We start from the raw sequence: 26999 nt of genomic DNA, 5'->3' as shown, positions 1-26999 counted from the left end.
CGCTCCGAGGCGTGAGATCACTGCGTCGATGCTGCCGGCCTGGGTGCAAGAACCCTGCTGTTGCGACGCTGACCTACGTGTATTCGGACTCGACCGCTGTTGTAGGGCCCCTTGCCACGGTCGCAGAGCCGCACTCGTGGGATCTGTGCGAAACGCACGGCTCGAGAATCACCGCGCCGAAAGGTTGGGAACTCGTCCGGTACGAGGGGGCGTTCGACACCGCCACCCCCGACGAAGACGATCTCACCGCCCTCGCCGAAGCGGTGCGCGAGGCAGGCATGGGCGAACGCGACCGGCCCGAGACGGACCCGGCAGTCGCGGAGGTCGCGCCGCGTGCGGTGGTTCCTTCGGCTGCGCGTACGGGCCGCCGAGGCCACCTTCGCGTGTTGCCCGATCCCACGAGCTGACCCCGTCGCACTAGGCTGATCGCGGACCTGCGCCACGAGGATGGTGCGGTGCAATTCGACGATCAGGAGCGGAAACAGTGGCGAGATCTGCCGAATCGGTTGCAGCCGTGATCAAGGCGTACGACGTTCGCGGCGTGGTGGGGACGCAGATCGACGAGGATTTCGTCCGCGAGGTCGGTGCGTCGTTCGCCCGGCTCGTCCGCAGCGACAGCGCTGCAACCCGCGTGGTGATCGGTCACGATATGCGTGAATCGTCTCCGGTGCTGTCGAACGCGTTCGCCGAGGGGGTCGTCGCACAGGGTCTCGACGTGGTGCTCATCGGTCTTGCCTCCACCGATCAGCTGTACTTCGCCTCCGGCATCCTCGACGCGCCCGGTGCGATGTTCACCGCAAGCCACAACCCGGCCGAGTACAACGGCATCAAACTGTGCCGGTCCGGCGCGAAGCCGGTCGGTCAGGAGACCGGACTCGGAACAATCTCCGCCGAGGTGATCGAAGGGGTACCGGCCTATGACGGCGCCCCCGGCACGATCAGCGAACAGGACGTGCTCGAGCAGTACGCGTCCTTCGTGCGGGGACTGGTCGACCTGTCGCAGATGCGCCCGCTCAAGGTTGCGGTCGACGCGGGGAACGGAATGGGCGGACACACCGTCCCGGCCACGTTCGGCGCGCTACCGATCGAGCTGGTCCCGTTGTATTTCGAACTCGACGGAACGTTCCCCAACCACGAGGCCAACCCGTTGGAGCCTGCGAACCTGGTAGACCTGCAGCGCCTCGTCGCCGAGTCCGGTGCCGATGTCGGCCTCGCCTTCGACGGCGACGCAGACCGTTGCTTCGTCGTCGACGAGCGTGGTGAACCCGTGACCCCGTCTGCCGTTACCGCTCTGGTCGCGGCCCGTGAACTCGGCAAGGAACCGGGCGCTACGATCATCCACAATCTGATCACCTCACGTGTCGTCCCCGAACTGGTCACCGAACTCGGCGGCAAGCCGGTGCGTACTCGGGTCGGCCACTCGTTCATCAAGCAGCAGATGGCAGAGACCGGTGCGGTTTTCGGCGGGGAACACTCCGCTCACTACTATTTCCGCGACTTCTGGGGCGCCGACTCCGGCATGCTCGCCGCCCTTCATGTCCTGGCCGCGCTCGCGGGCCAGGACGGTTCGCTGTCGGAGCTCATGGCGTCCTACAACCGGTACGAGGCGTCAGGAGAGATCAACTCCACCGTCAGCGACGCGTCGGAACGGACAGAGGCAGTGGTCGCCGCGTTCGCCGACCGTGCTCGGTCGGTCGACCGCCTCGACGGTGTGACCGTCGATCTCCCCGACAATGCGTGGTTCAACCTGCGTGCGTCCAACACCGAACCGTTGCTGCGGCTGAATGTGGAGGCGCCCACCCGCGCAGAGGTCAGCGCGCTGGTCGAGGAAATCCTGGCCGTCGTGCGTGCGTGACGGAAGTATTCGTGGCAGCGATAATCGAGGTACCCGGTGCGCGTGCCGTATCGGGGCCGACTCGATTCTGTGAGGAGAGAAAGGGGGCACGGTCGTGACGGCTCCCTCGCCGCTGTTCGACTTCGATGACGCGAGTGCACTCATCGAGGCCGATGTCGATGGAATCCTGCGCAGCGCCGCACTCGGGGGTGCGCAGATTCGCGCGAGCGTCGCTGCTGCCGAGGAGGTCGTGCGCGGCCGTCTTCATGGCGTCCATCCACGCAGCGTCGTCCTCGTCGGCGGGGACGTCCGCGCCGGTCGCGCTGCAGAACTTGTGGTTGCGCTCTTCTCGGATCGTTGTGCGGTGCCACTCGTTGCCGTTCCCGCGACACCCCCGTGGGTGGGCCCACTCGATATCGTCGTCGTGGCGGGGGACGACGCGGGTGATCCAGCGCTCGCCGCGTCCATCGACGGTGCGCTCAGGCGAAGTGCGGAGGTCGTGGTGGACGCCCCGGACGAAGGGCCGGTCCGATCGGTGGCTGCGGGTCGCGCGCTGGTGCTCGCGCCGCGCGTACATGTGCCGACCGCCTATGCATTCACGCGGCACCTCGCTGTGTTCTGCGCGGTGCTGGACTCGCTGGAGGCCTCCCGTCTCGGCAGCGCACTCCCTGATCTCGGGAGGATCGCCGATTCGGTCGATGCAGAGTCTGCGCGTGACCACCCGTCGAACGAGGTCTTCGAGAACCCGGCGAAGTCGCTGGCGACGCGGATGTTGTCGCGCCGCGTGGTGATTGCGGGTGATTCGCAGACCACCGCGGTGCTGGCGCGACACGCCACGGATTCGTTGTTGATGGTTGCCGGTGTGATCGCCACCCCGGCGGCGCTACCGGACGCGCTCGTGGCACGAAATCGTCTGCTCGACTCGTCCGCCGGTCCCGACGCGTACGACCCGTTCTTCCACGATGAAGAACTGGATGGACCCGCGCCGGCCGCACCGGTACGGGTGTTCGTGCTCAGCACGGACGAGGACCGACCGGCCGCGCGACGCCGAGCCGCGGCACTACCGGATATGGAATTGGTGTCTGTTGTGGGGGAGTTCGAAGCCCGTGAGGTCCCATCTGCGCTCGAGCAGGTGGCCGTACTGACCGCGAGACTGGAATTGGCTGTGGCCTACCTGCGACTGGCCGGTGGTCGGTAGTGCACCGTCTCGAAGGTGCGGTGCGCTCCTACGCGTGGGGTTCGCGCACTGCTATTGCCACGTTGTGCGGCAGGACCGTGCCGTCCGATCATCCCGAGGCGGAACTGTGGTTCGGCGCGCACCCGGCGGATCCGGCTCGGGTGGTCGACAACGGTCAGGCGCCGGTGTCATTGCTCGAACTGCTCGATGGCGACCCTCCCGCGCAGCTGGGTGACGACAGCGTCGAACGGTTCGGGCCGAGGTTGCCGTTCTTGTTGAAGCTGCTCGCGGCAGAGGAACCGTTGTCCTTGCAGGCACATCCCAGTGCCGTCCAGGCCGCCGAGGGCTATGCGCGCGAGGAAGCGCTCGGTGTGCCCCTCGATTCGTCGGTGCGCAATTACCGCGACCCGAACCACAAGCCCGAACTGGTTGTTGCGTTGACGCGTTTCGAGGCGCTCGCGGGTTTCCGCGATGCGGCTCGCACCGTCGAGTTGCTCGAGGCGCTGCGCGTGCCCGAACTCGATCCCTATGTGGGCCTGCTTGCGGGACAGCCGGACTCCGACGGTCTCCGCGCCTTGTTCACCACCTGGATCACCTTGCCCGCGCAGGCGCTGTCCGCACTCGTTCCGCGCGTCCTGGATGGATGCGTGACATATCTCGCGACCGGAGGTGATGTTCCCCGCGAGTTCGTCGAAGAGGTGCGGACCGCATTGCAGCTCGCCGAGATCTATCCCGGTGATGCGGGTGTCCTCGCTTCGTTGTTGCTGAACCGGATCACTCTGGAACCGGGGCAGGGCCTGTATCTCGATGCCGGGAACCTGCACGCTTATCTGCACGGGATGGGCATCGAGATCATGGCGAACTCGGACAATGTCCTGCGCGGTGGCTTGACTCCCAAGCATGTGGATGTGCCGGAACTGTTGAGAGTGCTCGATTTCGGTTCGCCGGATGTCCCTGTCCTCGAGGCCGAGCCGGTGGGCACGCATGAATGGCGGTATCGCACGCCGGCTCCGGAGTTCGCGCTGTCGCGGCTCGAACTCGGGGCGGGTGAGACGGTGTCGCTGGCGCCGTGCGGACCGCAGATCCTGCTGTGCACGTCGGGGTCGACCACGGTCGAGTGCGGCGGAGAGAGCATCGAATTGGGACAGGGCCGCTCGGTGTGGCTTCCCGCGTCCGATCCGAAGCTGGATGTCATTGCCGGCGATGTCGATGTGCAGGTGTTCCGTGCCCGTCTCGGGTGGGACCGCGCGGATAGGTGATCTCGCGAGAGCACCGGCTCGGACGAATCGGATCTGTCGAATGAGGGCGCTCCTGCGGGAGCGCCCTCATTCGTGCCTATGACGGGTTACAAACTCCTCAATTTGTCTAGACTACGTACGTCAACGCGGGTAATGTCAACAAGTGAGTGATATAGGTCATTGATCTCCGGCTGAAGGGGAATGGGCATGGCCACGCGCACAGAAGGGGTCCCGAACCCCTCCGCATCGCAATGGCGAGACCGCAAGCGATACCTCTGGCTGCTCGGTCTCGTCCCGCCGACAGCGGTCTTCATGGCCACTGCGTTGGTCTGGGGCGGTAACCGGCTGGGGCTCGACTCGGTCACACCGGTTCTCTGGTGGATCGGGCCGATCCTCGTGTTCGTGCTCGTCCCCGCCCTCGATCTTGTCGTCGGTCCCGATGGTGAGAACCCGCCCGACGAAATCGTCGAGGCGCTCGAGAACGACCGGTTCTACCGGTACTGCACCTACCTCTACCTGCCGTTCCAGTTCGCGACGCTGGTCTGGGCGTGCTACCTGTGGTCGTCCGAGGACCTGTCGTGGCTCGGTATCGACGGTGGCCTCGGCGTCGTCTCGAAGATCGGACTCGCGATCTCGGTGGGTGTAGTCGCCGGCATCGGCATCAACACCGCGCACGAGCTCGGGCACAAGACCGTCCGCCTGGAACGACGGCTGTCGCGGATCGCGCTCGCGCAGTCCTTCTACGGTCACTTCTACGTCGAGCACAACCGCGGCCACCACGTCCGGGTGTCGACACCTGAAGACCCGGCCTCGGCTCGGTTCGGAGAGAGCTTCTGGGAGTTCCTGCCGCGCAGTGTGGTCGGGAGCCTGCGTTCGTCCTGGCGGCTCGAACGTGACCGGCTGGAGCGTCTCGGTCGCCCCGTGTGGTCGCTGCGCAACGAGGTGCTGAGTGCATGGCTGATCTCGGTGGTCCTGTTCGCCGCGCTCATCGCAGCGTTCGGGATCGGGATCGCACCGTATCTCGCGATTCAGGCCGTATTCGGTTTCAGCCTGCTGGAAGTCGTGAACTACCTCGAACACTACGGATTGTTGCGTCAGCGGACGCCAAGCGGCCGGTACGAGCGGTGTACCCCTGCGCACAGCTGGAACAGCGACCACCTCGTGACGAATGTCTTCCTCTATCACCTGCAGCGACACAGCGATCACCACGCGAATCCGACACGGCGTTACCAGACGCTGCGCAGCATGGAGGTCTCCCCTCAGCTGCCTGCGGGCTACGCGACGATGCTCACGCTCGCCTATTTCCCGCCGCTGTGGCGCAAGGTGATGGACCACAGAGTTCTCGAGCACTACTCCGGCGATATCTCCCGGATCAATGTGCACCCCAGGCGCCGGGAAAAGATCCTCGCCCGTCACCGCGCTACATCGAATGCGGATCAGGGCCGCACGCCAGACTTCGGGGAGGAATCATGACCGACGAGTACCGACTGTTCCGCTGCCTCGTCTGCGGATTCGAATACGACGAAGCGCAGGGCTGGCCCGAGGAGGGTATCGATCCGGGCACCCGGTGGGGCGACATCCCTGACGATTGGTCGTGCCCGGACTGCGGCGCGGCGAAGGCCGATTTCGAGATGATCGAGATCGTCCGGCGATGAGCTGTGCGCTTTGACGCACCCGCACGGTCGTGAAATTGTCACGGTCATGGCACCGGTGCGCGGACAGTCCCCTCGTCACTTCCACGAGGCAAGCCGGGTCCTCCTGCGCACGACGATCCTCGACGCCATGCGCGGGCTGCTTCTCGAACGGGACTGGTCTTCGGTCACCATGAGCGAGATTGCCCGCGCAGCCGGGATCAGCCGGCAGACGCTCTACAAGGAATTCTCGTCCCGGAACGGGCTCGCCCAGGGTTACGCGCTGCGCCTCGTGGACGAATTCGCTGATGCGGTGGGGGATTCGGTGTATGCACACGTCGGTGACGTGCGCGCAGCCCTCGTCGACGGCTTCGCGTCGTACTTCGTCGCTTCTGCGGCAGACCCGCTCGTGCGGTCATTGCTCGACGGCGAGGCCAAACCCGACCTGCTGCGCTTGATCACGACCGACGCCGCGCCGATTCTCGAGCGGGGCGCAGGCAGACTCGCCGACACTTTCGCGAACAGCTGGATCGCGGCACCCGCCGAGGACGCCGTGATGCTGGCCCGCGTCGTCGTGCGCGTGGCGCTGAGTTTCATTTCGATGCCCCCGACGTCGGGGTCGGATGTCGCGGCCGAGCTCGCCGACATCCTTGTGCCCTTCGTCGAGAAGGTTGCCGTGACGGACTGAGCACTGCGGTCGGGACGGCTCGTCGATGCTGTGGCCGGACCGGAACGACGGGACGTGACCGGCCTCCGATGTGGCCATGCAATCCTCTCCTCCGGTGTGTCGGGGTGTTCTGCGGTTCGTTGGGACACGGGAAGGTGCTATCGAGTACCTGACGTCCCGTCCGCTGTTGTTAGCCTGGTGGGCATCCACCGATTTGCCGATAGGAAGAGGCATCCGCACAGTGTCTGACACCACGCTTGTCGCAGACCAGATCAACGGGCTCGATTTCAAGGTCGCCGATCTCTCGCTTGCCGAGTTCGGCCGCAAAGAGATCCGCCTGGCCGAGCACGAGATGCCGGGATTGATGGCGCTGCGCCGTGAATACGCCGAGGTCCTGCCGCTGAAGGGCGCGCGTATCTCCGGTTCGCTGCACATGACGGTGCAGACCGCGGTCCTGATCGAGACACTCGTCGCTCTCGGTGCCGACGTCCGGTGGGCATCGTGCAACATCTTCTCCACGCAGGACCATGCTGCGGCAGCCGTGGTGGTGGGCCCGCACGGCACCACCGACGAGCCCAAGGGTGTGCCGGTGTTCGCGTGGAAGGGTGAGACGCTCGAAGAGTACTGGTGGGCGGCCGAGCAGATGCTCACGTGGCCCGGCGACCCGGCCAACATGATTCTCGACGACGGTGGCGACGCCACGATGCTCGTCCTCAAGGGTGCCCAGTTCGAGAAGGCCGGTGTCGTGCCGCCGACGGACGAGGAGCAGGACTCCACCGAGTACCAGGTGTTCCTGCAGTTGCTGCGCGAGTCGCTCGCCGCGGACTCGAAGAAGTGGTCCACCGTCGCCGAGTCCGTGCAGGGCGTCACCGAAGAGACGACGACGGGTGTGCTGCGGCTCTACCAGCTGTCGGCTGCCGGTGAGCTGGCGTTCCCGGCGATCAACGTCAACGATTCGGTCACCAAGAGCAAGTTCGACAACAAGTACGGGACCCGCCACTCCCTGCTCGACGGTATCAACCGCGGCACCGACGTCCTGATCGGCGGCAAGGCCGCACTGGTCTGTGGCTACGGCGACGTCGGCAAGGGCTGCGCCGAAGCGTTGCGTGGCCAGGGTGCACGTGTGTCCGTCACCGAGGTCGACCCCATCAACGCGCTGCAGGCGATGATGGACGGCTTCGACGTTGTCACCGTCGAGGATTTCATCGGCCGGGCCGACATCGTGATCACCTCGACAGGCAACAAGGACATCATCACCTTCGAGCACATGAAGGCGATGAAGCACCAGGCGATCCTGGGCAACATCGGTCACTTCGACAACGAGATCGACATGGCAGGGCTCGAACGTGCCGCCGATGTCACGCGGGTCAACATCAAGCCGCAGGTCGACGAGTTCCGTTTCGCGGACGGCCACACGATCATCGTGCTGTCCGAGGGACGTCTGCTGAACCTCGGCAACGCCACGGGTCACCCGTCGTTCGTCATGTCCAACTCGTTCGCGAACCAGGTGATCGCGCAGATCGAACTGTGGACGAAGCCGGACGAGTACGACAACGAGGTCTACCGCCTGCCCAAGCATCTCGACGAGAAGGTAGCGCGGATCCACGTCGAGGCGCTCGGTGGCACGCTCACCAGGCTCACCAAGGAGCAGGCCGAGTACATCGGCGTCGATGTCGAGGGCCCGTACAAGCCCGAGCACTACCGCTACTGATACGGCTACGGTCCGGAGCTACGAGAAACTCGAACCGCATGGGTGTTCTGATCGTCGTCGAAGGTCTCGACGGGGCGGGTAAGCGGACGCTGTCCGCCGGCCTCGTCGAGACCTGGCGTGCGCACGGTGCGTCGGTGGCGACGCTCGCCTTTCCCAGATACGGGAAATCCGTGCACGCCGACCTCGGGGCCGAGGCCCTGCGAGGCGGGCACGGCGACACCGCCTCGAGCATCGAGGCGATGGCACTGCTGTGGGCGCTGGATCGCCGCGACGCGGGAGGCGAGCTCCGAAAGCTTCTCGCCGACAACGATATTGTGTTGCTCGATCGGTATGTGGCATCGAACGCCGCGTATACCGCTGCCCGGCACCACGAGTCGGCATCGGGGCCGTCCGTCGAGTGGGTGGGCGATCTCGAGTTCGGCAGGTTCGGCCTTCCGAGACCGGATTTGCAAGTGCTGCTGCGGGTCCCCGTCGATCTCGCCGCCGAGCGCGCACGCACGCGCGAGGCCGCCGATTCCACGCGCGAGCGCGATGCCTACGAACGCGACACCGACCTGCAGGCGCGCACCGGTGCGGTATACGACGGGCTTGCGGCGGACCGGTGGGCGTCGGAGTGGATTGTGGCCGGACCTGATTCCGACCCGCGACAACTCGCCGTTCGGATCTCAAATCTGCTTCACAACGGTCGAGGAGTGACACGATAGAGGTCATGAAGCCGAGGATTCTGGTTGTCGACGACGATTCTGCGCTCGCAGAGATGCTCACGATCGTCCTGCGTGGTGAAGGGTTCGAACCCTTCGTGGTGGGCGACGGGACTCAGGCTCTCGGGGCGGTGCGCGAGATCCGCCCCGATCTCGTCCTGCTCGATCTGATGCTCCCAGGCATGAACGGGATCGACGTGTGCAGGGTGCTCCGGTCGGATTCGGGCGTGCCCATCGTCATGCTCACTGCGAAGTCGGACACCGTGGACGTCGTCCTCGGTCTCGAGTCCGGCGCCGATGATTACATCGTCAAGCCGTTCAAGCCGAAGGAACTCGTCGCGCGGGTGCGGGCGCGGTTGCGCCGCACCGAGCAGGAGCCCGCCGAGATGTTGTCCATCGGCGAGATCGCGATCGACGTCCCCGCACACAAGGTGAGTCGCGGTGAGGAGCAGATCTCCCTCACGCCGCTCGAATTCGATCTGCTCGTCGCACTCGCCCGGAAGCCGCGGCAGGTGTTCACACGCGAGGTGTTGCTCGAGCAGGTGTGGGGATACCGTCACGCCGCTGATACCCGACTGGTGAACGTTCACGTGCAGCGTCTGCGCGCGAAGGTGGAGAAGGATCCCGAGAATCCCGAGGTCGTACTGACTGTCCGGGGGGTCGGCTACAAGGCCGGACCGCCGTGATCCGTGCTTACCGTCTGCGGCGGAGGATCACACGGAGAACTCTGCCGCTGCTGAGGTGGTCACGCACGCTGAGCAGTGGGCTCGCACATACCTGGCGTCGATCACTTCAGCTGAGGGTCGTTGCATCGACCCTTTCCCTCTCACTGATCGTGATGCTCGTGTTGGGAGTCGTCCTCACGAGCCAGATCACCGACCGTCTCCTCGAAGTCAAGATCGATGCGGCTACCGAGGAGATGGAACGCTCTCGCGCGCTGGTGGAAGCCCAGCTCGCGGGAGCCGACGATTCCGGTTCGCTCACGGTCCGGCTCGACGGTGCTGCCGCGAGCCTGACCAACCGGGGAAGTGATGCAGGGCAGGACACCGGGGTCGCCGGGACGTTCGATCCGGTGCTCATCGTCCCCGGTGACGGGCCACGTGCGCCGACGTCGAGCGGGCCGGCCGACCAGATCCCGCAGAATCTGCGCGCGTTCGTGCAGAACGATCAGATCGCCTACCAATTCGCGCCGGTTGACGACCCGGACGGATATTCCGGTCCGGCACTGATCATGGGTAGCCCGACCGAGTCCGACATCTCGACACTCGAGCTCTATCTGGTATTTCCGTTGGCCGGCGAGGAACGCACCCTCGCGTTGGTCCGCGGAACCCTTCTCGTCGGTGCCGGTGTGCTTCTGGTGTTGCTGGCAGCGATATCCATGATCGTCGCCCGACAGGTGGTTCTGCCGATTCGCTCGGCCTCGCGTATCGCGGTGCGCTTCGCGGACGGCCGGCTCAAGGAACGCATGCCGGTGCGCGGTGAGGACGACATCGCTCGCCTGGCGATGTCGTTCAACGAGATGGCGGAGAGCCTGTCGCGGCAGATCACCCAGCTCGAGGAATACGGCAACCTGCAGAAGCGGTTCACATCCGACGTCAGCCACGAGCTCCGCACTCCGTTGACCACTGTCCGGATGGCTGCCGATCTCATCCACGACGGCAGCGACGAGCTGGATCCCTCCCTCAAACGTGCATCAGAACTGCTGGTCGCCGAACTCGATCGGTTCGAGTCGCTGCTGAACGACCTCCTCGAGATCAGCCGCCACGACGCCGGAGTGGCAGAACTCGCGTCCGAACAGCTGGACCTGCGCATGTGTGCGCGGGCGGCGATCGGGACGGTCCGTCATCTCGCGCGCGAGACGGCCACCGAATTGATCGTGGATCTGCCGGACGATGCAGTCAACGCGGACGTCGATCCGCGTCGCGTCGAGCGGATCCTGCGCAATCTCCTCGCCAACGCCATCGACCACGGCGAGGGCAAACCGATCTTGCTGCGCCTACGCGCCGACGACAATGCGGCCGCGTTCGTCGTGCGCGACCAGGGTGTCGGCCTGCGTCCGGGGGAGGAGAAGCTCGTCTTCAACCGGTTCTGGCGCTCCGATCCGTCGCGGGTACGACGCTCTGGTGGCACCGGCCTGGGACTGGCGATCAGTGTGGAGGACGCGAATCTGCACAACGGCAAACTGGAAGCGTGGGGTGAGCCGGGGCGAGGCGCGAGCTTCCGGTTGACGTTGCCACTTGTGCGGGGGCGCAAGGCGGGCCGTAGCCCACTCCCGCTCGTCCCCACTGCGGTTCGTGCGGTCCAAGGCAAGCCCCCGCCGGAACTGCCGGCGGGCGAGAACGCGGGAGTCGTCGAGAATACGGCCGGTCCGGAAAAGGCCGGAACGAGCGAGAACACCGGGCCCAGCGACAGCACCGGAACGAATGAGCCTGCACCATCCGAAGGAGCCGCAACATGAGCCACCGCCGCTCACGTGTGCTCGGTTGCGTGATCGCCCTGTTGTCGGCGCTCGCGTTGGTGGTGCCCGGTTGTGCGAGCCTTCCCGATTCCTCATCGCCCCAGGCCATCGGAACGATCGACCGCGGACCGGCGACGACGGAGGTGCCCGCGCCGGAACCGGGACGCGAGCCCGACCTGCTTTTGAGAGACTTCCTCCAGGCCAGTACCAACCCCGCCAACCGCCACGTCGCGGCTCGCCAGTTCCTCACCTCGGAGATGTCGGCGCGGTGGGACGACGCAGCCAGTGCCACGATCGTTGACAAGGTCGATGTTCTGGCCGAGGAGCGTGACGGCAACACCGCCACGTACGTCGTGCGCGCGAACATCGTCGGGCATCTCGAGGAGGGCGGCCTCTACCGCGCCGACAACGGTGATCTCGAAGCGAAGTTCTCGCTGGTCCGGGACAACGGTGAATGGCGGATCGACGAGACGCCGCCGGGCGTGATCATGGACAAGGCTCGATTCCTCAACAGTTACCAACGTCGATCGTTGTACTTCGTCACTCCAAGCGGCAGCACCGTCGTTCCCGATCCGCGGTGGATATCCGGAACACCCGAGCAAGCGGCGACGCAGCTGATCGGGCTTCTCATCGAAGGACCCAAACCTTCGCTTGCGCCCGCCGTGCACAACGAGCTGGCCGACACGACGATCCTCGGTCCGATCACCAAGGCGGACGGCCGGACCAGTCAGGTCGGCGTGGGCCTCGGCGGGATCCGGGTGGACTTCGGCGGACTAGCGTCGCTGGCGGAACCGGCAAGGGAACTCCTCGCAGCCCAGGTGATATGGACGCTGGCCAACGCCGAGATAGCGGGGCCGTACGTCCTCCTCTCGGACGGACAACCGCTGGACGAGCGCTACCCCAACGGGTGGACCACAGCCGATGTGGCGACGATGAATCCACTGGCGACTTCGGGGACACCGATCGGGTTGCATGCGCTTCTCGGCGGCAGTCTGGTCAGTGTCGCGGAAACCGGCGTCACACCGGTCCAGGGCTTCTTCGGTTCGGTCGACAATCTTCGTTCGGTGGGGATGTCGCGCGACGGAGCCCTTCTTGCGGCCGTAGCGGACACCGGCCGGCCGGCACCCGAGCCTGCCGCGGAGCTCGTGGTCGGTGGGTACAACGACGGATCGCCGGAACCGGCTGTCGAAGGAGCGTCCATCACCCGGCCGTCGTGGGCACCCGACGGCAATTCCGTGTGGGCGGTCGTCAATGGCACTGCCGTGGTGAGGGCGGTCCGAGAACCGGGCAGCGGACGCGTCACGGTCGTGGGGGTCGAGGCCGGAGCGATCCGCGCACTCGGCGGCCGCATCAGCGAATTGCGTCTGTCGCGCGACGGCGTGCGCGCCGCGATGATCATCGACGGACGCGTGTATATCGCGATCGTGGTGCAGACCCCGAACGGTGAGTTCTCGCTGACGAGTCCACGCGAGATAGCGTTCGATCTGGGCGGGCCCGCCTTGTCGCTGGACTGGAGCACTTCCGACACAGTCGTGGTCTCCCGGTCGGCCTCCGACATTCCCGTCGTTCAGATCGCGATCGACGGATCGCGGATGGACGCGCTTCCGAGCCGGAACCTGACACCACCGGTCGTCGCGGTCGAGGCATCGACGACCACCGAGTACGTGGCCGACACGAGAGCGGTCTTCCAACTGAACAACAGCGATCCTGCAGGCGACCGGTACTGGCGGGAAGTACCCGGCCTGGCCGGGTTGACCGCGGAGCCGGTGTTGCCCGGCTGATCTGTCGTACCGGCCCGGCACACTGTGCAGGTGCTCTCAGCGCTCCTCGACCTGGTGCTGCCCGTCCGCTGTGGCGGTTGTGAGACGGCGGGCACTCCGTGGTGCCGGAGGTGCGCTGACACTTTGAACGACTCGCCTGCCCGGGTGCGTGCGCGGGTCGATCCGGGGGTGCCGGTGTGGGCGCTCGGGGCGTACTCCGGTGCTCGGCGCAATGCTGTCGTCGCGGCGAAGGAGCGTGGTCGCCGCGACCTCGCGACACCACTGGGATTGGCGGTGGCGGTCGCGATCGCCCGATTGCGACGCTGGGGTGAGATCCCCAGCGGACCGCTGCTCGTGGTGCCTGCACCGAGCCGAGCCAGGGCAGCGAGAGCGCGCGGCGGAGACCCGGTCACCCGGATGGCCCGGTGCGCGGCTTCTCACGATCGGTCGCTCCACGTGCATCCCGTATTGGTCACCGATGCCGGGGTGCGCGACTCCGTCGGTTTGTCGGCGCGTCAGCGGCAGGCCAATCTTGCCGGACGCATTTCGATTCGGGCGGGTTCGATACCACGAGGACTTCCCGTGCTCGTGATCGACGACATCGTCACCACCGGCGCAACCGCGGCCGAGGCTGTCCGAGTGCTCCGAAAAGAGGGGTTTCGGACGTCCGGAATCCTGGCGATCTCACATGCCTGAACGGGTCTGTGTGATAGGCGGCAAACTGCCGAAAAAGTGAATTCGATCGGAACAGTGGCGGACCTTCCGGTTACGTACTACCGTCGGCGGCAGACCCGGAAACAACAAGGTAGACGGGTAGAAATACTCGATCTTCCCTGTTTCGGGCAGAGCGCCCAAGCGCTCATCGATCCTGCCGGTGCGCGTGCTGCGCCGGCCGTACTCGGGAGGTACGAGTGACGAACCCTTCGAATTCCACCGTCGCGGTCGCCGAGACCGGCGAGTCCGCTCCGCAGACCGTGAACGCCGACGTCGTGGTGAAAGGCCGCAATGTCGAGGTGCCGGATCATTTCCGGATCTACGTGTCGGAGAAGCTAGCTCGGCTCGAACGGTTCGACCCGACGATTTTCCTGTTCGACGTCGAACTACAGCACGAACGCAATCGTCGCCAGATGAAGAGTTGTCAGCGGGTCGAGATCACCGCTAGAGGTAAAGGGCCCGTCGTTCGCGCGGAGGCTGCGGCCGACAGCTTCTATGCCGCCTTCGAGTCGGTGACGGCCAAGCTCGAGTCTCGTCTGCGTCGCACGAAGGACCGCCGTAAGGTCTCCTACGGCGACAAGACCCCGGTTTCGGTTGCAGAGGCAACAGCCGAGCTCGCGCAAGACGACTCGCTCGGAATCTCGCCGGATGTCAGCCTCGACGGATACGAACAGGAGCCGGAGGGTCCCGGCCGGATCGTCCGGACCAAGGAGCACAGGGCAGATCCGATGACGGTCGACGACGCACTGTACGAGATGGAACTCGTAGGCCACGACTTCTACCTTTTCCACGACAAGGAGACCGACAAACCGTCGGTGGTGTACCGCCGCCATGCGTTCGACTACGGGTTGCTCAGACTCGGATGACGTCTGTGTGAGACGGCGATGAGGTAGTCGCCATCGCCGTCCGCTCGAGAGAACGCCTACCATGGAATCCGGCCGGGGTCCGAAAGGCCTCGGCCGGATTTCTTGTCCGTGCAGGTACCCGAGATTGAGGACGAACACACCAGTGCTGTCGCTGACGAAGCTGCTCCGATTCGGTGAAGGTCGCATGGTCAAGCGGCTCAAGCACATCGCAGAGCACGTCGAATCCATCGCCCCGGACTTCGAAAGCCTGACCGATGAGGAGCTGCAGGCCAAGACCGCAGAATTCCGCGGCAGGCTCAGGGACGGGGAAACCCTGGACGACCTGCTGCCCGAGGCGTTCGCAACGGCTCGGGAAGCATCGTGGCGCGTCATCGGTCAGAAGCACTACACCGTGCAGATCATGGGTGGCGCGGCCCTGCACTTCGGCAATATCGCCGAGATGAAGACCGGTGAAGGCAAGACTCTCACCTGTGTTCTTCCGGCCTACCTCAATGCTCTGTCCGGCGACGGCGTCCACGTGGTCACCGTCAACGACTACCTCGCCAAGCGCGACTCCGAGTGGATGGGGCGTGTTCATCGGTTCCTCGGCCTCGAAACGGACGTGATCCTCTCCGGACTCACTCCGGCCCAGCGCCGCGCCGCATATGCGGCCGACATCACATACGGCACGAACAACGAGTTCGGCTTCGACTATCTGCGCGACAACATGACGCATTCCCTCGACGATCTCGTGCAACGCGGGCACAACTTCGCCGTCGTCGACGAGGTCGACTCGATCCTCATCGATGAGGCGCGCACGCCGCTGATCATTTCGGGACCGGCCGATGCGTCGAGCAAGTGGTACGCGGAGTTCGCGCGCATCGTGCCGATGCTCAAGGCCGATGTCCACTATGAGGTGGACATCAAGAAGCGCACGATCGGTGTGCACGAGGCCGGCGTCGAGTTCGTCGAAGACCAGCTCGGCATCGACAACCTCTACGAGGCGGCGAACTCACCGCTGGTCAGTTACCTCAACAACGCGATCAAGGCGAAAGAGCTCTACACCAGGGACAAGGACTACATCGTCCGCGACGGCGAGGTCGTCATCGTCGACGAGTTCACCGGGCGTGTGCTCTCGGGCCGCCGGTACAACGAGGGCATGCACCAGGCGATCGAGGCCAAGGAGAAGGTCGAGATCAAGGCGGAGAACCAGACCCTCGCCACCATCACGCTGCAGAATTACTTCCGGCTCTACGACAAGCTCTCGGGCATGACCGGTACGGCCGAGACCGAAGCCGCCGAACTCCACCAGATCTACGACCTCGGCGTCATCCCGATCCCGACGAACCGCCCGATGATCCGCGTGGATCAGGGCGATCTGATCTACAAGTCCGAGGAGGCGAAGTTCGCCGCCGTGGTGGACGACGTCGTCGAGCGGCACCAGAAGGGCCAGCCCGTTCTGATCGGTACCACCAGCGTCGAACGTTCGGAGTACCTGTCGAAGCAGTTCACCAAGAAGGGCGTGCGCCACAGCGTCCTCAACGCGAAGTTCCATGAGCAGGAGGCTCAGATCATCGCCGAGGCGGGCCGGTCCGGCGCGGTCACTGTGGCGACCAACATGGCCGGCCGTGGCACCGACGTCGTACTCGGTGGCAACCCCGATATCCTTGCCGACATCGCATTGCGTAAGCGCGGTCTCGACCCGGTCAATACACCGGAGGAGTACGAGGCCGCGTGGGACCCTGCCCTCGAACAGATCAAGGCCGAGGTCAAGGCCGACGCCGAGCGGGTGCGCGAGGCGGGCGGGTTGTACGTCCTCGGTACCGAGCGGCACGAGTCACGGCGTATCGACAATCAGCTGCGCGGTCGTTCCGGCCGTCAGGGCGACCCGGGTGAGTCCCGGTTCTATCTGTCGCTCGGCGATGAATTGATGCGACGGTTCAACGGCGCGGCCCTCGAATCGATCATGACACGTCTCAATCTGCCCGACGACGTCCCGATCGAGGCGAAGATGGTCTCGAAGGCGATCAAGAGCGCGCAGACTCAGGTCGAGCAGCAGAACTACGAGATCCGCAAGAACGTTCTCAAGTACGACGAGGTGATGAACCAGCAGCGCACCGTCATCTACGAGGAGCGTCGCAGGATCCTGCGCGGTGAGGATCTCGAAGGCCAGGTCGAGCACATGCTCACCGATGTCGTCACCGCCTACGTGGACGGTGCGGCTGCCGAAGGGTACGTCGAGGACTGGGACCTCGAGCAGCTGTGGACTGCCCTCAAGACGCTCTACCCGGTTGCTGTGGACTACAAGAAGCTCGTCGCGGAGAACGAGGATCTCGATCGCAATGAGCTGCGCGAGATCTTGCTGCAGGACGGGCGGGACGCATACGCGCGCCGCGAGACCGAGATCGAGAGCATCGCAGGTGAAGGCGCGATGCGGGAACTCGAGCGCCGTGTCCTGCTCTCCGTGCTGGACCGCAAGTGGCGTGAGCACCTCTATGAGATGGACTACCTGAAAGAGGGCATCGGTCTGCGGGCGATGGCCCAGCGCGACCCGCTCGTCGAGTATCAGCGGGAAGGCTTCGACATGTTCACCGGCATGCTCGAAGGCCTCAAGGAGGAGTCGGTCGGTTTCCTGTTCAACCTGCAGGTCGAGGCGAATGCATCCCAGCCGCAGGCGCCGGGCGGCGGAGTTGCCGTCACCCCCGCGTCCGCGGCCGCGGCTGCCCGCAACGCGCCCTCGTTGACCAAGCCCGCACAGCCCCAGGAGCAGCAGCCCGTGCCACCGAGGCCGCAGCCTGCTCCGGTCGCCCTGCGGGCGAAAGGACTCGACGAGACCGAGCGTCGATTGACCTACACCGGTCCGGCCGAGGACGGCCGTGCCCATGTCGCCCGCAGTACCGGCCCGAGCGAAGGCTCAAACCCCCAACAGGGCGGGACGCGTCGAGAACGCCGTGCCGCTGCACGCAAGGACGCCAAGACCAAGACGAACCGGCAAGGCTGATCCACTTCAGCCGAGCCACAGGGTCGTGATCACCCATCCGTGACGGGTGTGTCCGCGTGCCGGTGCACGTACGACCCGTCCGGCCATCGCGAACACCCGATGCCCGCGCGCGTAGGACCCGAACAGTTCTGCCGTGCGGGCATCGACCGTCTGCAGACGTGCCCGAAGCACGACTGCCGAGTCCGCGTCGCCTCGCACACGACGCGCGGCACCGAAGGTCTGGACCAGCGCCGGCGTGAGGACCGTCGCGAGCTGGGCGTCCGGTCGGCGGCCGTCCACGACTTCCAGAACGAGCCGCACGGCGAAGTCTGCGAACCGGTGCGCGCTCGCATCGACGTTCCTGTTCGGCACCGTCTGCGCGGACCGGTGCGGTCGCCGCCGCTCCGCTGCTGTGCGGGTTCGCCCGGACCGCCCGGAGTGCGGGGTGGTCCGGGGGAACGCATGCGACCGGTGCGCGGCGCAGGGCTCATGAACCGGAGGCTCGAAATGTGGAACGGGCCGGATGAAGCGACCGGACTGTAGAGGTGACATACGCGAGACTCCCGGGCGTCGGCTGGTACCGGCCGGCGGACGCCGGTCGGTGGCAGGCTCCGGGAGAGGGCGGAACCGGGGATATCGTGACATATTGTCGCGCGGTAGGCCCGGGTGTCGCGATCGGAAGCCGAGGAGAAGAGTGCTGCGCGGGTTGATCTTGGATTTCGGAGGGGTCCTCGCCGGACCGGGTACAGAGCCTCGGGCGCTGTGGACGATGGTGGCCGAGTTGCGCAGTCGCGGTGTGCGCACGGCGATCCTGAGTAACGATCCAGGCGGAGCGGGGCCCGGTGCCCGTGCGCTGCGTCGCCTGCGGACAGACCGGATGGTCGACGAGGTCGTCCTGTCGGGCGACGTCGGCGTGGCGAAACCCGATGCAGCCAGTTATCTTCTCGTGGCACAACGGTTGGCACTGGAACCGTCGCAATGTGTGTTCGTCGACGATCTCGTCGTGAACGTGCGCGGGGCCGCCGCGGTGGGGATGGTCGGTGTCCACCACCACGTTCCGCGCGCGGCGAGGGAGGAGTTGGCCGTACTCTTCAATATCGGTGTGGCATCGGAAGATGCCGACGGGATCGAGGGGGGCGCTTCGCAATGACCAGCCGAATGACGGCGCAGGACGCATCGTTCTACTACCTGGAGACGAGCAACACCCCGATGCACATCGGATCGTTGGCGATCCTCGAACCGCAGGAGGGCGGGCTCGACTACGAGAACGTCGTCCGCCTCGTGGAAACGCGTCTCCCGGAGGTCGCGAGATACCGGCAGAAAGTCCGCGAAGTGGCCTTCGGTATGGCACGTCCGGTCTGGGTGGATGATCGGGACTTCGACATCACCTACCACGTGCGACGCTCGGCGCTGCCGCGCCCCGGATCGGACGAACAGCTGTTCGATCTGATCGCGCGTCTGATCTCCCGTCCGCTCGATCGCACGCGCCCGCTGTGGGAGATGTATCTCGTCGAAGGCCTTGCCGATGGCCGGGCAGCGTTGTTCACCAAATCCCACTCGTCACTCGTCGATGGTGAGGACTCCCTCGAGATCGGGCAGGTGCTCTTCGATCGCACGCCCGAGCCGCGCGAGGTCGCCGAAGAACTCTGGATGCCTGAGCGGGAGCCGTCCGACCTCGCGCTGCTTGTGGGTGCGTTTGCGGGTGTGGTGGCGCGGCCGGGGGAGGGCGTGGCAGCGGTGCGCGCCGCGTTGGGTGATGTCGCGTCGACGGTTACCGAAACTGTCGATGTGGTGGGCAGGCTTGCGCGGACTGCTGCGCAGTCCGCGCCGGAATCGCCGCTGAACGCGTCCATCTCGCGCAGCAGGCGGTTCACGGTCGTGCAGTCCGGTCTCGAACCCTATCGAAAGATCCACGCCCGCTACGGATGCACGATCAACGACGTGGTCCTTGCCGTCATCGCGGGCGCGTTACGTTACTGGCTGTTGTCGCGCGGAGAACCGCTCACCGAAGCGACGACAGTCCGCGCGATGGTGCCGATGTCGGTGTACGTACAGAAACCGGAGGAGTCGGCCGCCGCAAGTGACACCATTCAGGTCCATCCGCAGGGCGAGGTGTCGTCGTTCCTGGTGGATCTACCGGTTGGCGAACCGAACGCGGTGGTACGTCTGTCCCACATCTCGCACGCCGGGGAGGCGTATTCGCGGCAGCGTCGCCGGATCGCCGCGCAGACGATGATCAGGCTGTCGGGCTTTGCGCCCGCCACGATGCACGCCGTGGGTGCGCGGGTGGCGACGGGGTTTTCGCAACGAATGTTCAACCTCATGATCACCAACGCGCCAGGACCCCAGCACCCGTTGTATCTCGCGGGAGCCCGCGTCCTCGCGATGTACCCGGTGTCGCCGTTGCTCAAGACGCAAGCGCTCAGCGTTGCCCTCACGTCGTACGACGGCAACATCTATTACGGTTTGAATGCGGACCGCGATGCCATGCCCGACGTGGATGTCCTCGCATCATTGCTGCACGAGTCGCTCGAGGAGTTGTTGGATGCCAGTAGGTGAGAAGTGACGCGCGTCTATGTGCCGGCGACGCTCGCGATGTTGCAGCGGCTCGTGGCCGACGGCCGGCTCGAGGCCGTCAGCGGGACGGCCTTCGCTGTCACTGCTGCGTTGCGTGAGGCGTACACGGCGGGGGACGACGACGAGCTGGCCGAGGTTGCGATGGGAGAGGCAGCCAGAGCCTCGTTGCGCCTGCTCGCAGCAGAGGACGACGAGGGGACGTTCGGACCTCGGCGCGTCGTGATCGCGGCAGACGTCGAAGGCGCGACGCCCCGCCCCGATCTCGACGATGCGGTGATCAGGCTCGACGCGCCGGTTCCGATGTCGGCTCTCGCGTCGGTCCATGTCGATCTGGGCGCGGCCGAGAGCGATGTTGCACGGGCCGTGGCGGTGATCGACGCGGCGGATCTCGGTGACGAGGAAGCGGAGTTCGTGCTCGGCGACGCCGAGGATCACGAACTCGCGTGGTACGCCGCTCAGGAGGTGCCTTTCCTCCTGGAGCTGCTCTGAGATCTGGAGCTGCTCTGCGATCTCGTAACCTACGCTACCGTAGCTTCTGTTAACCTACGGTGGCGTAGGAGTCGGCGAGGAGAAGGTGTCGGATGGGTTTGAAGGAATGGATCGAGAAGCCGGCGGCGCATGTCGTGTCCTCGGAGCGGTCCTTGTCGAATGTGCTGCGCGGTGCCGTCGCACGTGTGACGACGCCATTGCTGCCCGACGACTACCTTCATCTGGTCAATCCGCTCTGGTCGGCACGTGAGCTCCGCGGCCGAATCGTGGAAGTGCGTTCCGAGACGCCCGACTCCGCCACGATCGTCATCCGCCCGGGGTGGGGTTTCGACTTCGAGTACGAGCCGGGCCAGTACGTAGGTATCGGACTGCATATCGAGGGGCGCTGGCACTGGCGGTCGTATTCACTGACCTCCACGCCCGTTCGCGACGACAAGCTCATCTCGATCGCTGTGAAGGCGATGCCGGAAGGTTTTCTCTCCAGTCACCTGGTCAGCGGTGTTCCGGCCGGTACCGTTGTTCGGCTGGCGGCCCCGCAAGGAGACTTCGTCCTTCCGGATCCGCCCCCCGAGAAGATTCTCTTCCTCACGGCGGGTAGTGGTATCACGCCGATCATGTCGATGCTCCGGACGCTCGATCGTCGCGCGACCGAACGAGGTGCTGCGATCTCGGACGTCGTTCATGTCCACTCGGCGCCCACGGCCGACAGCGTGATGTTCCGCTCGGAACTGGAGGGGTTCGACGAAAGCCACGAGCAATTCCGTTCGCACCTGCAGTTCACGCGCGAGCAGGGCAAGTTCGCTCTGTCGAGCCTCGACGAGGTGTGCCCGGATTGGCGCGACCGTACGGTCTGGGCCTGCGGTCCTCAGGCGATGCTCGACGATATCGCTGCGTTCTGGAAGCGCGCGGGTCTCGACGAGAGACTCCACCTCGAGCGTTTCGCAGTATCCCGGGCCGACACGTCGGGATCCGGCGGTACGGTGACCTTCGCCAAGTCGGGCAAGACGGTCGCCGTCGACGGCGCAACAACCCTGCTCGAGGCAGGGGAGAGTGTCGGTGCTCTCATGCCGTTCGGCTGTCGCATGGGAATCTGTCAGACTTGTGTTGTGCCGTTGGCAAAGGGGCACATCGTCGACCTTCGGTCGGGCAAGGAGCATGCAGAGGGCGAACGTGTCCAGACCTGCATCTCTGCGGCCGCGGGCGATTGCACGCTCGACGCCTGACCGCGTCGTTCAACAGGTCGTTCAACACAGGGGGAAGGGCCCCGTTTGGCTATCAGCGATATTCGCGAATTCGCGCATCTGACCGATGCCGATGTCGAGGCGCTCGGACGTGAGTTCGACGCGATTCGAACAGATATCGAGCGGTCGCGCGGTGTGCGCGATGCGCGGTACATCCACAACACCATCCGGCTGCAGCGGACACTCGAGGTCGTCGGTCGCCTGGCGCTGTTCCGGTCCCGAGAGCGGGCGTGGTGGTTGTTGGGCACCGCATCGCTGTCCCTGTCGAAGATCATCGAGAACATGGAGCTCGGGCACAATGTGATGCACGGGCAGTGGGATTGGATGAACGACCCCGAGATCCATTCGACATCCTGGGAATGGGATCAGACGGGTCCGTCCGAACATTGGAAGCGTGCCCACAACTACGCGCACCACACGTACACGAACATCGTGGGGATGGACGACGACGTCGGATTCGGGATCCTCCGGATGACCCGCGACGACAAGTGGCGTCCGATCAACCTCCTGCAGCCGGTGGCGAACGTGATCCTTGCTGCGACCTTCGAGTGGGGCATCGCGCTGCACGATCTGTCGGCAGCCAAGGAGATTTCGGGTGTTCCTCGTATGCAATGGAATTCAGGTCCGAACAAGGAGTTCGCCGTCAAGGCGGGCAAGCAGGTCCTCAAGGACGGCGTGTTGTTCCCCGCAGTCACCGGTCCTGCATGGCGATCGACACTGAAGGCGAATCTCACTGCGAATCTCGTGCGCAATCTCTGGGCGTACGCGGTGATCTTCTGCGGGCATTTCCCCGACGGCGCGGAGAAGTTCACTCCCGGCGAGTTCGAGCGAGAGACGCGCGGGCAGTGGTATCTGCGCCAGTTGCTCGGTAGCGCGAACATCTCGGGCGGCAAGATCATGGGCTTCATGACGGGCAATCTGAGTTACCAGATCGAGCACCATCTGTTCCCGGATCTGCCGAGTAATCGGCTTCCCGAGATCGCGGCCCGGGTTCGTGCGTTGTGTGGCAAGTACGATCTCCCCTACACCACGGGATCGCTGGGGCGTCAGTACTGGCTCGCTCTGCGGACGATTCACAAACTTGCTCTTCCCGACCGGTTCTTGAAGGCGACATCCGACGATGCGCCGGAGACATCGTCCGAGCGCAAGTTCCGGCACGCACGAGCGAATGTGGGATTGCCTGCCATCGCCACAGATCCGATCACGGGCCGGCGACGAGGTCTGCTCACCGCGTTGCGGGCGCACGCGGAGGGCGCCGTGGCGGAACGACGCATGAAGGCTGCTGTGCGACACGGGAAGACGCACGCACACGGCGGCGAGTGATTCCGGTCACAGAGCAGAAATCCGTTAACCTACGGAGTCGTAACCTACGGTAGGGTAAGTGCATGGCGATTTCGGATGTCAAGGAGTATGCGCACCTCACCGAGGCCGACGTCGAGGCTATCGGTCGCGAACTCGACGCGATCAGGCGCGATGTGGAGGACTCGCGCGGTGAGCGCGATGCCCGCTACATCCGCAACACCATCCGGCTGCAACGTGGTCTCGAGATCGGGGGGCGCGTGGTGCTGCTCGGGTCGCGGAAGCGTCCGCTCTGGATTCTCGGGACGACCATGCTGTCCCTGTCGAAGATCATCGAGAACATGGAGCTCGGGCACAATGTGATGCACGGGCAGTGGGATTGGATGAACGATCCGGAGGTGCACTCGGCGAGCTGGGAGTGGGACAACGTCGACCCGTCGGCGCACTGGAAGACAACCCACAATCACCACCACCACAAGTACACCAACATCCTGGGCATGGACGACGATGTCGGATACGGATTGCTCCGCGTCACCCGCGATCAGCGATGGAAGCCGTTCTACCTCGGCAACGTCGCATACAACGCGATCCTCGCCTCACTGTTCCAATACGGCATCGCGATTCAGCTCCTCGAACTCGGCAAGGTCATCCAGGGTCGTGACGATCGTGAACTGACGAAAGCACGTGGCAAGGAAGTGCTCGCCAAGATCGGCAAGCAGAACCTCCGCGACTACGTGGTGTATCCGGCGCTGACCGGCAAGGCATGGAAGTCCACGATCAAGGCCAATGCCACCGCGAACTTCGTCCGCAACGTGTGGACCAACGCCGTGATCTTCTGCGGGCACTTCCCTGACGGAGCCGAGAAGTTCACCAAGCAGGACATCGAGAACGAGACCCACGCCGAGTGGTACCTGCGGCAGATGCTCGGGTCGGCGAACATCTCGGGTGGCAAGGTCATGGATTTCATGACCGGAAACCTGAGCTACCAGATCGAGCATCACATCTACCCGGACCTACCGTCGAACCGGTACGCCGAGATCGCCGTGCGGGTGCGGCAACTCTGCGACAAATACGACCTGCCGTACACGACAGGTCCGCTCGCGGTGCAGTACTGGAAGTCATGGCGGACCATTGCCAAGCTGTCGCTGCCCGACAAGTACCTCAAAGACACCCGCGACGCCGCGCCCGAGACGGCCTCCGAACGTGGTTTCGGCGGGTCTGCCGAGGTGGATCCGGTCACCGGCCGCAGGCTGGGGCTGGCGACCGCCATCGAGAAGACCCGCAAACGTGGTCTCGTCCGCCGTGTGCTCGGGATGCGCTGACCAGAGCACATCGCACGGAAACACCAGAGCCCGGCTTCGTTTCGACGAAGCCGGGCTCTGGTGCGTAGCTCAGCTCACCAGGAGTCGTTGGTGGCGAGCGCGGCCAGCAGTTCCCGCACGGCCATCGCGCGGCGGAACGACTGGCCTTCGAGTTTGTCGAGGGCACATTCGGGATCTGCCGGCGGTCCGAGATGGGTGCACCCGCGGGGGCACTGCTCGACGGCGACCGCAAGATCGGAGAATGCGCCGACGACGTCGTCGGGTTCGATGTGTGCGAGTCCGAACGACCGGATACCCGGTGTGTCGACGACCCATCCGCCGTCGGGGAGCGGCAGTGCAACGGACTGCGTGGATGTATGACGTCCCTTGCCGACCCCGGAGACGACACCGGTGGCGCGTGCGGCGTCGGGGACCAGCCGATTCACCAGGGTCGACTTACCCACCCCGGAATGGCCGATCAGCGCCGTGACACGGCCGTGCAGGAGTGCGGTCAGCTCAGTGAGGTCGTTGTCCTGCCCGACGAGCATCACCGGAACGGCGAGGTCTGCGAAGTGTGCGGCGAACTCGTCGGGATCGGCCAGGTCGCTCTTCGTCAAGCACAGCACCGGCGTCAACCCGCCGGTGAACGCGGCCACCAGTGCGCGCTCCACGAGACCGGTGCGCGGGGGAGGATCGGCAAGCGCGACGACGATCAGCAGATGTGAGGCGTTGGCAACCACTACCCGTTCGTACGGGTCGGTGTCGTCCGCGGTGCGACGTAGCACCGTGGTGCGGTCGTCGACGCGCACGATCCGGGCAAGCGTATCGGGACGGCCCGACAGATCACCGACCACGCCCACTTGATCGCCGACAACGATCGGAGTCCGGCCCAGTTCGCGGGCGCGCATCGTGGTGACAGCGCGTTCGGGGTCGCCGCCGAGGACCACACCCCATCGACCGCGGTCGACGGAGACGACCATTCCGTCCATCGCATCGCGGTGGGCCGGTCGATCCTTGGTACGCGGACGTGAACCTCTGCCCGGGCGGACCCGGACATCGGACTCGTCGTACTGCCGCCGTTTCAGGAGCGCACTCCCGTCAACATCGATCCCCACAGCGCCTCGAAGCCGGGCAGCGTCTTCGCTGTCGTGCCGATGTCCTCGACGTCGACGTCGTCGATCACGAGACCTATGATCGCGCCGGCTGTGGCCATCCGGTGATCCGCGTACGACCGCCACACACCACCGCGGAGCGGCGTCGGCTCGATTCGCAGGCCGTCATCGGTCTCGCTGACAGATCCGCCGAGACCGTTGATCTCGGCGGTGAGAGCGGCGAGCCGGTCGGTTTCGTGGCCACGCAGGTGAGCGATCCCGCGCAGGTGCGACGGGGTGGTCGCGAACGCGGCGAGCGCAGCGACGGTGGGAGTCAACTCTCCGACGTCGTGCAGGTCCACGTCGATGCCGACGAGTTGCTGCGGTCCGCACACGGTGAGGGCACCGTCGGCCAATGACACGTCGGCGCCCATCTGCTCGAGAATGCCGCGGATCGCATCCCCGGCCTGGGTGGTGCTCGTAGGCCACAGCGGCACCGAGACGGTGCCGCCGGTGACTGCCGCGGCGGCGAGGAACGGTGTGGCGTTCGACAGATCGGGTTCGACCGTCACGTCGTGGGCCTTGATCGTGCCCGGCGCGACCCGCCACGTATTCGCCTCGGACGTGTCGACGGAAACCCCTGCCGCCCGAAGCATTTCGACGGTCATCTCGATATGCGGCATCGACGGCACCGGCTTGCCGTCGTGATGCACGACGACACCGGTGTCGAAGGAAGCGGCCGACAGCAGCAGACCCGAGACGAACTGTGAGGACCCGGATGCATCGATGGTGACACTGCCGCCGCGTACTCTGCCCTCGCCTCGTACGGTGAACGGAAGTCCGTCGCCGTCGATGTCGACGCCGAGGCCACGTAACGCGTCGAGGACAGTGCCCATCGGACGGACCCGTGCCTGTTCGTCGCCGTCGAAGTGCACGTCGCCGTCGGCCAGCGCAGCCAACGGCGGTACGAACCGCATGACCGTGCCTGCCAGGCCGCACTCGACCGAACCGCCGTGCAACGTGCCGGGTGTGACCTCGAGTGTCGTGCCCCCGTCGCGTTCGGTGATGGTGGCACCGACCGCGCGCACGGCCTCGATCATCAGGTCGGTGTCGCGGCTGCGCAATGCCCCGGTGATCGTCGACGTCCCGTCGGCCAGTGCAGCCAGGATCAGGGCGCGGTTCGTGATCGACTTCGATCCGGGCAGGGCAACAGACGCGTCGATCGGGTTCACGGCTCGAGGTGCTCTCCACAGGCTCACCCGACCATCTTCGCCCATCGACCGGG

General features: G+C 65.3%; 24 protein-coding genes. 21 read left to right on the top strand and 3 right to left on the bottom strand.

The window, feature by feature from the left end:
* Nucleotides 1-11: 11 nt before the first annotated feature.
* The 15 genes from MWU77_RS10015 to secA all read left to right on the top strand — a co-directional run bounded on the left by MWU77_RS10015 (nucleotide 12) and on the right by secA (nucleotide 17737).
* Complete coding sequence (locus MWU77_RS10015) at nucleotides 12-407, top strand: DUF3499 domain-containing protein (protein ID WP_247273553.1); 396 nt, start codon at nucleotides 12-14, stop codon at nucleotides 405-407.
* Between the two features lie 77 nt (nucleotides 408-484).
* Nucleotides 485-1855 carry a phosphomannomutase/phosphoglucomutase gene (locus MWU77_RS10010; RefSeq protein WP_247273552.1) on the top strand — a complete coding sequence of 457 codons (1371 nt, stop codon included), beginning with the start codon at nucleotides 485-487 and terminating at the stop codon, nucleotides 1853-1855.
* Nucleotides 1856-1949: 94 nt separating this feature from the next.
* Complete coding sequence (locus MWU77_RS10005) at nucleotides 1950-3032, top strand: SIS domain-containing protein (RefSeq protein ID WP_247273551.1); 1083 nt, start codon at nucleotides 1950-1952, stop codon at nucleotides 3030-3032.
* Complete coding sequence (gene manA, locus MWU77_RS10000; RefSeq protein ID WP_247273550.1) at nucleotides 3032-4270, top strand: mannose-6-phosphate isomerase, class I; 1239 nt, start codon at nucleotides 3032-3034, stop codon at nucleotides 4268-4270. Before MWU77_RS10005 ends, manA begins: the two co-directional genes overlap by 1 nt.
* A gap of 186 nt (nucleotides 4271-4456) precedes the next feature.
* On the top strand, nucleotides 4457-5722 hold the full coding sequence (locus MWU77_RS09995; RefSeq protein ID WP_169685840.1) for an alkane 1-monooxygenase: 1266 nt from the start codon (nucleotides 4457-4459) through the stop codon (nucleotides 5720-5722).
* On the top strand, nucleotides 5719-5904 hold the full coding sequence (locus tag MWU77_RS09990) for a rubredoxin (RefSeq protein WP_169685842.1): 186 nt from the start codon (nucleotides 5719-5721) through the stop codon (nucleotides 5902-5904). Before MWU77_RS09995 ends, MWU77_RS09990 begins: the two co-directional genes overlap by 4 nt.
* 46 nt (nucleotides 5905-5950) lie before the next feature.
* Nucleotides 5951-6568, top strand: a complete 618-nt coding sequence (locus tag MWU77_RS09985) for a TetR family transcriptional regulator (RefSeq protein ID WP_169685844.1) — start codon at nucleotides 5951-5953, stop codon at nucleotides 6566-6568.
* Nucleotides 6569-6788: 220 nt separating this feature from the next.
* A complete protein-coding gene (ahcY, locus tag MWU77_RS09980; RefSeq protein ID WP_169685846.1) occupies nucleotides 6789-8258 on the top strand; it encodes an adenosylhomocysteinase in 1470 nt (489 codons plus the stop codon).
* Between the two features lie 38 nt (nucleotides 8259-8296).
* Complete coding sequence (locus tag MWU77_RS09975) at nucleotides 8297-8962, top strand: dTMP kinase (protein ID WP_169685848.1); 666 nt, start codon at nucleotides 8297-8299, stop codon at nucleotides 8960-8962.
* Nucleotides 8963-8967: 5 nt separating this feature from the next.
* Complete coding sequence (gene mtrA / locus MWU77_RS09970; RefSeq protein WP_281499284.1) at nucleotides 8968-9645, top strand: MtrAB system response regulator MtrA; 678 nt, start codon at nucleotides 8968-8970, stop codon at nucleotides 9643-9645.
* Nucleotides 9642-11417: an MtrAB system histidine kinase MtrB gene (gene mtrB / locus MWU77_RS09965; protein ID WP_308198784.1), complete on the top strand. Its 1776-nt coding sequence runs from the start codon at nucleotides 9642-9644 to the stop codon at nucleotides 11415-11417. The genes mtrA and mtrB overlap by 4 nt, the downstream gene beginning before the upstream one ends.
* Complete coding sequence (lpqB, locus tag MWU77_RS09960) at nucleotides 11414-13198, top strand: MtrAB system accessory lipoprotein LpqB (RefSeq protein ID WP_247273549.1); 1785 nt, start codon at nucleotides 11414-11416, stop codon at nucleotides 13196-13198. The genes mtrB and lpqB overlap by 4 nt, the downstream gene beginning before the upstream one ends.
* A gap of 30 nt (nucleotides 13199-13228) precedes the next feature.
* Nucleotides 13229-13873, top strand: a complete 645-nt coding sequence (locus tag MWU77_RS09955) for a ComF family protein (protein ID WP_169685852.1) — start codon at nucleotides 13229-13231, stop codon at nucleotides 13871-13873.
* Nucleotides 13874-14088: 215 nt separating this feature from the next.
* Nucleotides 14089-14757 carry a ribosome hibernation-promoting factor, HPF/YfiA family gene (gene hpf / locus MWU77_RS09950; RefSeq protein ID WP_374229849.1) on the top strand — a complete coding sequence of 223 codons (669 nt, stop codon included), beginning with the start codon at nucleotides 14089-14091 and terminating at the stop codon, nucleotides 14755-14757.
* 184 nt (nucleotides 14758-14941) lie between these two features.
* Nucleotides 14942-17737 carry a preprotein translocase subunit SecA gene (secA, locus tag MWU77_RS09945; RefSeq protein WP_240958905.1) on the top strand — a complete coding sequence of 932 codons (2796 nt, stop codon included), beginning with the start codon at nucleotides 14942-14944 and terminating at the stop codon, nucleotides 17735-17737.
* A gap of 6 nt (nucleotides 17738-17743) precedes the next feature.
* Here the strand turns inward: secA and MWU77_RS09940 are convergent, their stop codons facing one another.
* Complete coding sequence (locus MWU77_RS09940; protein ID WP_247273548.1) at nucleotides 17744-18088, bottom strand: Rv3235 family protein; 345 nt, start codon at nucleotides 18086-18088, stop codon at nucleotides 17744-17746.
* A gap of 325 nt (nucleotides 18089-18413) precedes the next feature.
* On the opposite strand from MWU77_RS09940, the gene MWU77_RS09935 reads away from it, so the two are divergent.
* From MWU77_RS09935 to MWU77_RS09910, 6 genes are all read left to right on the top strand, one after another.
* A complete protein-coding gene (locus tag MWU77_RS09935) occupies nucleotides 18414-18866 on the top strand; it encodes an HAD-IA family hydrolase (protein ID WP_247273591.1) in 453 nt (150 codons plus the stop codon).
* Nucleotides 18863-20275, top strand: coding sequence for a wax ester/triacylglycerol synthase family O-acyltransferase (locus MWU77_RS09930; RefSeq protein ID WP_169685860.1), 1413 nt, complete (start codon nucleotides 18863-18865; stop codon nucleotides 20273-20275). The genes MWU77_RS09935 and MWU77_RS09930 overlap by 4 nt, the downstream gene beginning before the upstream one ends.
* A 3-nt stretch (nucleotides 20276-20278) precedes the next feature.
* Nucleotides 20279-20782: a hypothetical protein gene (locus MWU77_RS09925; RefSeq protein ID WP_374229848.1), complete on the top strand. Its 504-nt coding sequence runs from the start codon at nucleotides 20279-20281 to the stop codon at nucleotides 20780-20782.
* Nucleotides 20783-20874: 92 nt separating this feature from the next.
* Nucleotides 20875-22005, top strand: coding sequence for a ferredoxin reductase (locus MWU77_RS09920; RefSeq protein WP_169685863.1), 1131 nt, complete (start codon nucleotides 20875-20877; stop codon nucleotides 22003-22005).
* 45 nt (nucleotides 22006-22050) lie between these two features.
* Entirely contained in the window at nucleotides 22051-23346 is a 1296-nt protein-coding gene (locus MWU77_RS09915) for a fatty acid desaturase (protein WP_169685865.1), read from the top strand.
* Nucleotides 23347-23408: 62 nt separating this feature from the next.
* On the top strand, nucleotides 23409-24644 hold the full coding sequence (locus tag MWU77_RS09910; RefSeq protein ID WP_169685867.1) for a fatty acid desaturase: 1236 nt from the start codon (nucleotides 23409-23411) through the stop codon (nucleotides 24642-24644).
* 74 nt (nucleotides 24645-24718) lie between these two features.
* Here the strand turns inward: MWU77_RS09910 and rsgA are convergent, their stop codons facing one another.
* Together rsgA and aroA are read right to left on the bottom strand one after the other, a co-directional pair.
* Nucleotides 24719-25738 (bottom strand): ribosome small subunit-dependent GTPase A, encoded by a 1020-nt coding sequence (gene rsgA, locus MWU77_RS09905; protein ID WP_169685870.1) that lies wholly within the window; start codon nucleotides 25736-25738, stop codon nucleotides 24719-24721.
* On the bottom strand, nucleotides 25705-26991 hold the full coding sequence (gene aroA, locus MWU77_RS09900; RefSeq protein WP_169685872.1) for a 3-phosphoshikimate 1-carboxyvinyltransferase: 1287 nt from the start codon (nucleotides 26989-26991) through the stop codon (nucleotides 25705-25707). Before aroA ends, rsgA begins: the two co-directional genes overlap by 34 nt.
* Nucleotides 26992-26999: the final 8 nt, after the last annotated feature.

Source organism: Rhodococcus sp. F64268 (genome assembly GCF_023015605.1).
Taxonomy (GTDB): domain Bacteria; phylum Actinomycetota; class Actinomycetes; order Mycobacteriales; family Mycobacteriaceae; genus Rhodococcus.
Note: the sequence above shows the minus strand (reverse complement) of the source record. Positions and strands in the feature narration are given on the sequence as shown.

Bases quoted from the DNA above. Each gene is read 5' to 3' on its own strand.
- aroA (WP_169685872.1), bottom strand. From the start codon at position 26,991: ATGGGCGAAGATGGTCGGGTGAGCCTGTGGAGAGCACCTCGAGCCGTG.
- MWU77_RS09930 (WP_169685860.1), top strand. From the start codon at position 18,863: ATGACCAGCCGAATGACGGCGCAGGACGCATCGTTCTACTACCTGGAG.
- MWU77_RS09990 (WP_169685842.1), top strand. From the start codon at position 5,719: ATGACCGACGAGTACCGACTGTTCCGCTGCCTCGTCTGCGGATTCGAA.
- MWU77_RS09910 (WP_169685867.1), top strand. From the start codon at position 23,409: ATGGCGATTTCGGATGTCAAGGAGTATGCGCACCTCACCGAGGCCGAC.
- secA (WP_240958905.1), top strand. From the start codon at position 14,942: ATGGTCAAGCGGCTCAAGCACATCGCAGAGCACGTCGAATCCATCGCC.
- MWU77_RS09920 (WP_169685863.1), top strand. From the start codon at position 20,875: ATGGGTTTGAAGGAATGGATCGAGAAGCCGGCGGCGCATGTCGTGTCC.
- MWU77_RS09995 (WP_169685840.1), top strand. From the start codon at position 4,457: ATGGCCACGCGCACAGAAGGGGTCCCGAACCCCTCCGCATCGCAATGG.
- MWU77_RS09985 (WP_169685844.1), top strand. From the start codon at position 5,951: ATGGCACCGGTGCGCGGACAGTCCCCTCGTCACTTCCACGAGGCAAGC.
- lpqB (WP_247273549.1), top strand. From the start codon at position 11,414: ATGAGCCACCGCCGCTCACGTGTGCTCGGTTGCGTGATCGCCCTGTTG.
- mtrA (WP_281499284.1), top strand. From the start codon at position 8,968: ATGAAGCCGAGGATTCTGGTTGTCGACGACGATTCTGCGCTCGCAGAG.
- MWU77_RS09975 (WP_169685848.1), top strand. From the start codon at position 8,297: ATGGGTGTTCTGATCGTCGTCGAAGGTCTCGACGGGGCGGGTAAGCGG.